8 protein-coding genes are annotated in these 10,268 nt (G+C 71.7%); 4 read left to right on the plus strand and 4 right to left on the minus strand.

The genetic code is table 11. The features are described from left to right. Positions 1–102: 102 nt before the first annotated feature. A complete protein-coding gene (murJ, locus tag VIP82_RS00995; RefSeq protein WP_331905438.1) occupies positions 103–1,716 on the minus strand; it encodes a murein biosynthesis integral membrane protein MurJ in 1,614 nt (537 codons plus the stop codon). Then, positions 1,713–4,085: a DUF6049 family protein gene (locus VIP82_RS01000; RefSeq protein ID WP_331905439.1), complete on the minus strand. Its 2,373-nt coding sequence runs from the start codon at positions 4,083–4,085 to the stop codon at positions 1,713–1,715. The genes murJ and VIP82_RS01000 overlap by 4 nt, the downstream gene beginning before the upstream one ends. A gap of 159 nt (positions 4,086–4,244) precedes the next feature. Between VIP82_RS01000 and VIP82_RS01005 the strand changes: the two genes are divergently transcribed. Both VIP82_RS01005 and VIP82_RS01010 read left to right on the plus strand, forming a co-directional pair. Then, positions 4,245–5,768: a DUF7059 domain-containing protein gene (locus VIP82_RS01005; RefSeq protein ID WP_331905440.1), complete on the plus strand. Its 1,524-nt coding sequence runs from the start codon at positions 4,245–4,247 to the stop codon at positions 5,766–5,768. Between the two features lie 27 nt (positions 5,769–5,795). Further along, complete coding sequence (locus VIP82_RS01010; protein WP_331905441.1) at positions 5,796–7,223, plus strand: CCA tRNA nucleotidyltransferase; 1,428 nt, start codon at positions 5,796–5,798, stop codon at positions 7,221–7,223. A gap of 15 nt (positions 7,224–7,238) precedes the next feature. On the opposite strand, the gene VIP82_RS01015 is transcribed toward VIP82_RS01010, so the two are convergent. Beyond that, the gene (locus VIP82_RS01015) at positions 7,239–7,802 is read right to left on the minus strand and encodes a hypothetical protein (RefSeq protein ID WP_331905442.1); all 564 of its coding nucleotides are present in this window, start codon (positions 7,800–7,802) and stop codon (positions 7,239–7,241) included. 23 nt (positions 7,803–7,825) lie between these two features. Continuing rightward, positions 7,826–8,254 carry a helix-turn-helix domain-containing protein gene (locus VIP82_RS01020; protein ID WP_331905443.1) on the minus strand — a complete coding sequence of 143 codons (429 nt, stop codon included), beginning with the start codon at positions 8,252–8,254 and terminating at the stop codon, positions 7,826–7,828. A gap of 163 nt (positions 8,255–8,417) precedes the next feature. Between VIP82_RS01020 and VIP82_RS01025 the strand changes: the two genes are divergently transcribed. Next, a complete protein-coding gene (locus tag VIP82_RS01025) occupies positions 8,418–9,620 on the plus strand; it encodes a globin domain-containing protein (protein WP_331905444.1) in 1,203 nt (400 codons plus the stop codon). 15 nt (positions 9,621–9,635) lie between these two features. Then, on the plus strand, positions 9,636–10,268 hold a 633-nt coding region (locus tag VIP82_RS01030; protein WP_331905445.1), incomplete at its 3' end, for a DivIVA domain-containing protein.

Raw genomic sequence — 10,268 nt, forward strand, 5'->3', positions numbered from 1 at the left:
CCGCGACGGACGCGATGGCCTCGGATGCCTCAACACATGGTAACCGCGCGGCATTCCGTGCCTTGTCCCCCGCGCCTGTTCCGGGCAGACGTGGAGGCAGGCTCAGCGGCGGCCGGGAAGAAGGCGCCGCATGAGGCCTCTCGCGACCTCTAGCTCGGGCGCGCGCAGCAACGCGAGGAAGCCGACGTACACCAGCAGCACGACCACGCCGATGATGGCGGCGCCGAGTGCACCCAGCAGCTTGTCGGAGACGGTCCATCCGTCGACGCCGCCGAGGAGCTGGAACATGAACCAACCGACAGCCGCCGCCGGCACCGCGGCGAGGGCGAAACGGCCCAGGGCGAGCAGCCATGAGCCCACGCGCAGCCCGCCCAGTCGTCGCTGCAGCAGCCACGTGGCGACGATCACCTGCACAACACTGGAGAACGACTGGCCGAGTGCGACGGCGGCGACGAGCTGACCCGCGGGGAGAACGCCTTCGTGGAAGGCCCAGAGCGCGCCCCACGCGGTCAGCACCACAAGGGCGCACTGGATGATGGTGAAGAAGAACGGGGTGCGGGTGTCGTCGTACGCGTAGAAGCTCCGCTGAACCACGAAGAGCACCGCGAGCGGGATGAGGCTGACGAGGTAGCACAGCAGAACACCTGCGGCATCGACCGCTTCCTCGGGGCTGTTGGTGAAGATGCGCGAAGCCGGGACCGCGGCGACGGCCAGCGCAGCCGTCGCCCCGACCACGAACAGTCCGAGGGTGCGGATGCTTCGGCCGATGTCGCCGCGCACCTCTTGGTCACGCCCCGCCGCGGCGTGTTCGCTGAGCTGCGTGAAGTAGGGGGTGCCGATCGACAGCACGATGATCGAGTAGGGGAGCATGAAGAGAAGCCAGGCGTTCTGCGCGACGAAGACGCCCGGGTCGCTCTTCGGGATCTCGGACATCACCTGCGACTGGACGAGACCTGCGAGCTGGCCGGCAGCGACCATCAGGAACGTCCAGCCGGCGAGCTTGCCGATCTGCCCGAGTCCGACGCCCCTCCACCCGAAGTCGGGACGGATGTGCAGACCGGTCCGGCGCCAGAAGGCGAAGAGGATCCCTGTCTGCACCACGATGCCGAGCGTGGCTGTGCCCGCTAGCACGGCGACCATTTCGGGAGTCCACTGTGTCGAGGACCCCGCGGGACCGAAGAGCCAGATGAACGCGAGGAAGCCGGCGATCGACACGATGTTGTTGACGATCGGCGCCCACGTGTACGGGCCATAGACACGGCGGGCGTTGAGTGATTCGCCGACGAGGGCGAACAGGCCGTAGAACAGGATCTGCGGCAGACACCAGTAGGCGAACGCGGTCGCCAGCGCCTGCTGCTGCGGCGGGTATCCCGGCGCGTAGAGCGCCACCAGCCAGGGGGCCGCGACAGTGGCGAGCACGGCCGTTCCCAGGAGAACGACGGTGCCCAGCGTGAACAGCTTCGAGACGAAGGCGCGCCCCCCGTCGTCATGAGCAGCGGCCTTGACGATCTGCGGCACGACCACGGCGCTCAGCAGTCCGGTCGAGATGATCGCGTAGATGTTGTTGGGAAGTTGATTCGCAATCGCGAAGGCGTTGCCGCCTGCGGTGGTCGCGCCCACCGCCGACACCAGCACGACCGCGCGGAGGAACCCGGTCAGGCGTGAGACGATCGTGCCGGCGCCGATGAGAACGCTCGCGCGCCCGATGCCGCTCATCGTCGCGGCCCGTCGCTCGAAGCAGGGTCGTCCGCGGTCTCACCGTCTCGCGCAGTCGGGTCCACCGCAATCTCGTCGGCCGCGATCTCGCCGCCGGTCGTGGCCTCGCCGTCGACCGCAGCGTCGTCGGACACCGCCGCCTCGCCATCGGCCCGGGCGTCGTCGGACACCGCTGCCTCTTCATCGGCCTCAGCACCGCCGACCGCAGCGCCCTCGCCCGTGCCCGGGCCCCCGGCATCCGCTCCCCGGCGCCGGCGGCGCATGCGCAGCACGGTCCGCACGATGCCGATCACGAGAAGGGCGCCGACGAGCACGGCGAGTGCGGTGATGCCGGCGGCCTCCCAATCGGCGTAGACGTTCACGTCGACCGACTCGGGCTGGCCGATCGCGACGAAGGCGGGGCTGCGCAGCTGGAGGGTCAGTGTCACGTCGCCGCGCCCGACCCTCGCCTGCACCGGCACCTCGACCCGCGTGTTGCTCTGGGGCGTCGCGACCACGGGGGTCTCGCTCTGCACGTCGAGGCGGAGGTTGTCACGGGTCGTGTAGAGCACCAGGTTGACCGGGTAGGGCAGATCGTTGCGCACCCAGAACCGAAGGGCGGCGTTCGAGCCGTACAGATCGCTCGGGCTGGTCGGCAGCAACGCGACGGAGGTGAGCGTGTCGGCCGTTTCAGTGCGGTGGTCGGCGAGCGCCGTCGGCCACGTGTCGTCGCCGATCCAGGGGACGCCGAGCAGCTGCAGGATGTCGGCGCGCTCCGGCCCGGTGAGCAGCGACGGCTGATCGAGGATCGTCGCGAACCGCGCGAGCTCGCCTTCTTCGCCGACGAGAGCGGATGCCGTCGCCGCCCGCTCGGCAGAGGCCTCGGTGCCCGCCAGCTCGACCTCGCGCGGCTCGCTGGCGGCGATCGTCGCGATGGTGCGGGCAGTGACGTTGGGAGCCGACAGGGCGGTCGAGATGGCGGCGCCGAGTGCCACGCGCGAGCGTCCGTCGCCGCGCCCGACCGTCACGAGGAGCGGGCCGTCGGCCGCGGCTGCGGCGAAGGCGAGGTAGGCGGTGGCGGAGGTCAGCGGCGCTCCGCGAAGCCAGGGCACCTCGCTCTGGGACGCCGCATCGAGGGCCGACGAGACGTCGCTGTCGTAGACGAGCACCTCGGCGTCGGCGACCTGACCGTGTGCCGAGACCGTGCGACCTTCGGCGCCGGCCTCGGTCGTCGCCGAGGGGATCACGGTTGCGGTGGGGGCGCCGTCGCTGCCGAGATCGCCGAGTCGCGTCACGATGTCGGTGTCAGCCGTGCCGTCGGCCGGCCAGTAGACCCCCGGGCGGGTGGCCGGTCCGACGGCGAGGAGGGCATCGGTGCTGGGCAGTGCGTCAGTGGGCTGGGGTGTCGGCGTCGCGGTCGGCGTGCCCGAAGGAGTCGGGGTGGGCGTCGGAGTGGGGGTGGGCGCAGCGAAGTTCGACGGCGACATGTACGCGGTCAACGACGTCGGGGCGAGCGGCTGCGGCAGGCCCGCCTGCAGCTGGGCCGTGACATCGGCGTCGCCGAACTGGAGCGCGAAACGGGAGTTCTGGATGCTCTCGAGCCGGCTGAGCCACTCGAGTGCGGATTCCGGCGCCGACGTGCCGAGCACGCGGATCGCGGCGGGCACGGCGGGATCCACCGCGAGGATGGCCGACGTGCCGGTGACGGCGTCGAGCTGATTGGTCAGGTCGCCATCGGGCGCCGTGAGCTCGGCCAGCTGCTCTGCGGTGAGGAGCCCTTCGTTCCGCGCGCCGGCGCTGATCGGCACGATCACCCCGATGCCGACGTCCGTGGCGTCGTCGGCCGGGACGATCATGGCGCTGGTCGACCTCACCGTGCCGGAGTCGCCCTCGTACGACGCGGCAAGCGGGTACACGCCCGGCGCGAGACCGATGAGGGCCGGGTCGTCGGCCGCGACGGTCATGCCCCGCACCTGGGACGAGCCGGGCGCGACGGCACCGAGGGCGTCCGAGGCGACCGGCTCGAGGGCCACGGTCGAGGCCGTGCCGTCGAGCCAGGCGTCGAGTGCGTCGCGGTCGGCGAGCGGTGTCCTGCCGAGCGACAGGGTCACCGTCGACGGAGTGACTGCGGCATCCGTCCCGTTCTGGAGCGAGATCGAGACGCTCAGCGCATCGCCGGGACGCACGATGCCGTCGGCCTGCGGCGACAGAGTGAACACCGTGGTGCCCACCGGGATGCTGGCCGTGGGGCTCGGAGACGGCTCGGGGCTCGCCGCCATCGCGGCAGCAGGAAGCAGCAGCCCGGCGACCACCGCCACCGCCGCGACGGCGGCGGTCACGAAACGCGGGGCGCGGCGCGCGGGGCGCTGCGGGGCTCGCGGTGGGGTCACGATCATCCTGTCGGGGGTTCGCTCCTGTGCGATGGCCTGACCGCACGATCGAGTGCGATTCTACGGTGAGCGCCTCCGAGCCCGCCCGACGCCGAGCCGGGCAGGCCGTCGACGCCCGGTCTGCTCCCCGCAGGTTTGCCGGCGCGGTTGAATGGACCCGTGCTCCCCGAACCGGATACCCGCCTCTGTCGTGACCTCGCCGGCGATCTGCGCGACGCCGGATTCACCGCAGAGGCCCTCCGGGACGCGTGGGGCGCCGCGGCGGACGACGCCATCGCACGCGGGCTGCGGTCCCCGGCGTCGCGCGCGCTCGGCGACCGCGACGACGCGCTGGCCGTGCTGGGCAGACTGCTGGTGCTCGGGATGCCGCAGGCCGCGGCATCCGTCGACCGGGCGCTGGTGCGCGCCGGGGCGGAGGGGCTCGCGCGACTGGGCCTCGCGACGGTCGCCGACGGCGAGGTGCGCCCGCTCGCGGTGGTGCGGCCGCAGTCGTATGCCGACGCCTCGGGATCCGGACAGTGGTGGATCGCGAGCGACCTCGACGAGGCCGCTCTCGGCGGACCGCTTCCCGAGGACCACGTGCTGGGAGTCGGCGGCGCGTCGCTGACGCTCGCCGGCCTGCAGCTGCCGACGCCCGCCCGGCGCGGGCTCGACATCGGCGCAGGCTGCGGGATCCAGGCGCTGCGCGCCCGCGCGCATACGGCGAACGTCGTCGCGACCGACATCTCGGCGCGCGCTCTCGGCTTCACGCGGCTGAACGCGCTCCTCAACGGCATCGATGGCATCGAGGTGCGACTCGGGAGCCTCTTCGACCCGGTCGCGGGCGAGCAGTTCGACCGGATCGTGTCGAATCCGCCGTTCGTCATCACGCCGCGGGTCGCCGATGTGCCGGCCTATGAGTACCGTGACGGCGGCATGGTCGGCGACGACGTCGTAGCCGCGTTCGTGAGGGGCGTGGGCGCGCATCTCGCGCCGGGCGGAGTGGCGCAGCTGCTCGGCAACTGGGAGACCCGCGACGGCGTGCCCGGCCTCGAGCGCGTGCGCGGCTGGGTCGAGTCGTCGATGGTTCCGCTGGATGCCTGGGTGGTCGAGCGCGAGAGCCTCGACCCGCTGTCGTATGCCGAGCTGTGGGTGCGCGACGGCGGCACCCTCGCCGGGACGCCGGGTTTCGCGCGACTGGTCGACGCGTGGCTCGACGACTTCGCGGCGCGCGGAGTGACCGAGGTCGGCTTCGGTTACCTGCTGCTGAGGCGTCCGGCCGAGGGTGCGCCTACGCTGTCGCGCTACGAGTCGCTGCACACCGCGCTCGCCGGCGAAGGGCTCGGCGCTCACCTGGCAGCCGCCCTCGATGCGCACGACCGCCTGGCGGGAGTCGACGACGTCGGGCTCGCGGCATCCGTCTTCGTCGTGGCTCCGGACGTCACCGAGGCGCGGCACCATCTGCCGGGCGCCGAGGACCCCACGGTCATCGAGCTCCGGCAGGGCGGTGGCTTCGGCCGTGCTCTGGGCGTGGACCCGGGTCTGGCCGCACTCGTCGGAGCATGCGACGGCGACCTGCCGGTCGGAGTGCTCGTCGATGCGATCGCCGACCTGCTCGAGGTCGACGCCGCAGCGCTGCGCGCCGACCTCCTTCCCCGTGTCCGCGAGCTCGCTTTCACCGGGTTCCTGCGGCTCGCGGAGTGACGTCGGCCGCTGGGTAGGCTGGAACCCATGCTCAACATGGCCGAGGGCATTGTGCGCCTCGGCGCGCTCGCCGAGTCCCCCGTAGTAGCGACGCTCGCGCGCGCCTTCGCCGACGCCGGCTTCGACCTCGCGATCGTGGGCGGTCCCGTGCGCGATGCGCTCCTCGGCCGCCGCACGAACGACCTCGACTTCACCACGGATGCCCGCCCGGACGACATCCTGAAGATCGTGAAGCCGGTCTCCACGGCGCAGTGGGACATCGGGCGCGCGTTCGGCACCATCGGGGCCCGCGTCCGCGGCGAGCAGGTGGAGATCACGACCTACCGGGCGGACAGCTACGACGGGGTCACCCGCAAGCCCACGGTCGAGTTCGGCGACACCATCGAAGGCGACCTCGTGCGCCGCGACTTCACCGTCAACGCCATGGCGCTGCGGGTGCCCGGGCAGACCCTGGTCGACCCGACCGGGGGCGTCGAAGACCTGCTGCACGGCATCCTGCGGACGCCCGCGGACCCCGCGGTCAGCTTCGGCGACGACCCCCTGCGTATGCTGCGTGCCGCGCGCTTCGCCGCGCAGCTGGGCTTCGACGTCGATCCCGCCACCGAGGCGGCCATGGCCGAGCTGCGTCGCACCCTCGAGATCGTGAGCCCCGAGCGGATCCAGGCCGAGCTGGTCAAGCTCCTCAGCACCGACGACCCGGTGCGCGGCATCCGGCTGCTGGTCGATACCGGGCTGATGGGCGAGTTCCTCCCCGAGATCCCCGCGCTGCAGCTCGAGGTCGACGAGCATCACCACCACAAGGACGTCTACGAGCACTCGCTGACCGTGCTGCGCCAGGCCATCGATCTCGAGAAGACGCGGAACCCGGATGCCGCGCCCGACGTGCCGCTGCGGCTCGCCGCGCTGCTGCACGACATCGGCAAGCCGGCGACGAGACGGCTCGAGCCGGGCGGCGGGGTGACCTTCTACCACCATGACATCAAGGGCGCGCGCCTCGCCCGCAAGCGGCTGCAGGAGCTGCGCTTCGACTCCGCCACGATCTCCACGGTCAGCCGGCTGATCGAGCTGCACCTGCGCTTCTTCGGGTATTCCGAGGGTGCCTGGACCGACTCCGCGGTGCGTCGCTACGTGCGGGACGCCGATGCCGAGCTCGAGCGCCTGCACATCCTCACCCGCGCCGACGTGACGACGCGCAACGTCAAGAAGGCCACGCGCCTCGCCCGCGCCTACGACGACATCGAACGGCGCATCACCGAACTCGCCGCCCAAGAAGAGCTCGCCTCGATCCGCCCCGAGCTGGACGGCAACCGCATCCAGGAGGTGCTCGGCATCCCACCGGGTCGCGAGGTCGGCGAGGCGTACCGGTTCCTGCTGGACCTGCGCCTCGACGAAGGTGTCGTCGGACCGGACGAGGCGGAGCGGCGCCTCCGCGACTGGTGGGCGACGCGGGGCTGAATCCGCCGCAGCCGCCTAGGCTCCCGAGGTGCGCAGATGTGCACGCACTCGCTCGGCGAAGCCGGGGCAGCCGGCTGCGATGAGCGCGTGAGTGAGAGGCTCGACGGCGCCGGGTGCAGCGCCGCCGCCGCGGCGAGCCTGCTCCAGGGCCACGTTGCGGACAGCGGCGCCGGCGAGGTCATCCACGAGGCAGAGGAGATCGTCGGGTGTGGAGAGCTCGAACGGCAGGACGTCGGCGTCCGCGATCTCTCGGGCGCGCGACGAGAGCAGGATGTCGGCGCCGCTCCTCACGGCGACCTCGTGTGCCCTCGCACCGTCAGAATCCAGCGCGTCGGTATCGACGTCCACGTGCGTGTCGACCAGCTCGTCGAGCGCCGCCACGAGGAGATCACGTCGCCGCTCCGCCGAGGCTCCGCGGGCGGCCGGGTCCCGCTCCCGCCAGATCCGGACCGCGTCGGTCACGACCGCGGTGCAGGAGTGCAACTGAAAAGCGCCGGTCTCGTCGCGGAGGAGCGCCAGCCATTCGAAGGGAATGCGCGCGGCGAGGACGTCGGCGTCGACGAATACCCGTTGCAGCACCAGGTCAGGCTACCCGGCGTCGCCTATCGGTCCGCTTCGAACTCCTCATCCAGCTCTCGCAGGGCGTCGAGGGCCGCGCGTCGATCCTGCGCGCGCGTCCGGCGCAGCGCCAGGACATCCTCGGTGCGCAGCCGTGTGTGGCTTCCCACCTGCCGGGCAGGCAGCTCGCCGTTGCGCACCAGCTTCATCAGGGTCGGCCGCGAGACGCCGACCAGCTCCGCCGCCACCGTGGTCGTCAACTCCTCGGGAAGGGTGGTCACCGACACGGATCCGCGGGCGAGCCCCCTCAGGACGTGGACGAGGAACGCGCTCACGTCCGCCGGGACGCCGACGCGGGAGCCGTCGCCGGCCACCAAAGCGAAATCGCGTGTGCCCAGGTCTTCGGTGCGCCGCACGAGCTCGGCGGCCTGCTCGCGGAGCCCCTCTTCGACGAAGACGGTTCCGTTGCTCAACAACACAGTCATGAGGCCCCCCGACCCGTGACGCGCCGTCAGAACCAGCGCTGCACGCATCCATGATATGCGGCTGCACTTACAGGTGAATGCTTTGCAGATACATCTGTAACGCGCTAGCGTCGGCCGGTACCGACTGGCCGATGGATGGGACACGACACAGGTGGATGCGGTAGCGCTCAAGCGGACCTGGGCTCAGGTCGCGGCTCACGGGGACGCGGTACCCGGGTACTTCTATGCGCACCTCTTCCTCGCCCACCCCGAGACCCGTGATCTGTTCCCCGTCGCCATGGCCGCCCAGCGCGACCGGCTCGTCAAGGCGCTCGGTCACATGGTCAGCAACGTCGACCACGTCGGCGACGTCGTCGGATACATCGAGGATCTCGGCCGCGATCACCGCAAGTTCGGCACCATCGCCGGCCACTACCCGGCCGTGGGCGCTTCGCTGCTCGCAACCTTGAAGCACTTCCTCGGCGCCGCGTGGACCCCTGAGCTCGCGGCCGACTGGGCCGAGGCCTACGGCCTGATCGCGACGACCATGATCACCGCGGCGGAGGCGGTCGAGTCCGAGCCCGCGACCTGGGCCGGCGAGGTGATCGCGACGGAACGGCGGGGGATGGATGTCGGGACCGTGACGATCCGGCCCGACGACAGGTACCGGTTCCAGGCCGGTCAGTCGCTCGCCGTCGAGATCCCGCAGCGACCGCGCCAGTGGCGATACCTGTCGCCGACCCACGCGCCTCGCGCCGACGGCACGATGACCTTCCACGTGCAGCTCGTCGCCGGCGGCCAGGTCAGCGGGGCGCTGCTGCGCGACGTCAAGCCGGGCGACAGGGTGCGGCTCGGCCCGCCCATCGGCGAGCTGCTGACCCTCCGCTTCGACAGCGAGTGGCCCGACCTGCTGCTGATCGGCGGCGGCACCGGGCTCGCCCCACTGCTCGCGGTGCTCGACCAGGTGGCCGGGCGCCACGCGGCGCGCGGAAGCGGTCCCCGCGTCGCGCTGTACCACGGCGTGCGGCATCCGTGGGGGTTCTACGCGAAGCCGGAACTCGAGCGCTATGCCGAAGCGGGCTGGCTGAGCATCCGGTACGCGGTGTCGGACGACCCGTCGTTCCCCGGACCACGGGGACTGATCGGCGATCTGGCCGCCGCCGACGGGCCGTGGGACGACCGTCTCGCGATGGTCTGCGGCTCGCCGCGCATGGTCGAGCACACCACCGCCGTCCTGCGTCGCGCCGGACTCGACGCGCACCGCATCCGCAGCGAGAAGTACGAAGACCCGTTCACCCAGCAACCCAGCATCACCGGCGATGAGGCAGTCTCCCCGGAACTCGTTCAGCCGGGCGTCATGCGGGGAATCCAGTAGAGGGCAGACACGAACATGACCGCCACCGAATCCGTATCCATCACCCCGGAACTGCTCCGCGGAGTCTCCTTCGCGGACGAGCGCGGCGGCTACGCCCGCAGCGAGGTCCACGCGCTGCTGGCGGCCGCGGCCGATGCCCTCGAGGTCGCGTGGCGCGACAACCAGGCGCTGACCGCCAGCGGCGTCACGACCGAGGAGGGTGAGATCTCCAGCCGCGCCGTCCTTCTCCTCAGCAGTGCCCAGCGCATCGCCGACGACGCGGTCGCCGAGGCCGAGTCGTACGCGAAGGACCTCATCGAGACGGCCCGCAAGCAGTACCGCGAGATCATCGAGCGGGCGCAGCACGTCGCCCATTCCATCGAGAAGCAGGCCGCAGCCCACCCCGGACAGATCGCCGCCGCGATCGCGGGCCCCGAGAGTCCGCGGGCCGCCGAGCCCTGGACCGCGGATCGCTCCCCCTCCCTCGCGTTCGCGACCGACGACCTCGCCGCCGCGGGCCCGGCATCGCCCGACGACGTGGTCCGCGCCCGTCAGTTCGCCCGCATGGCGACGGCGCAGGTGCACTCGCTGCTCGAGTCGATCGAGCGGGAGCTGGGCCGACTGGGCGCGACCCCCGCTGCGCCGGCAGCTGCGCCTTCCGCCGCGTCG

This window comes from Microbacterium sp. (assembly GCF_036566905.1).
Taxonomy (GTDB): Bacteria; Actinomycetota; Actinomycetes; order Actinomycetales; family Microbacteriaceae; genus Microbacterium.

What these genes read in the sequence shown, in the direction of transcription:
- murJ (WP_331905438.1), bottom strand. Translation starts at nt 1,716, where the DNA reads ATGAGCGGCATCGGGCGCGCGAGCGTTCTCATCGGCGCCGGCACGATC.
- VIP82_RS01010 (WP_331905441.1), top strand. Translation starts at nt 5,796, where the DNA reads ATGCTCAACATGGCCGAGGGCATTGTGCGCCTCGGCGCGCTCGCCGAG.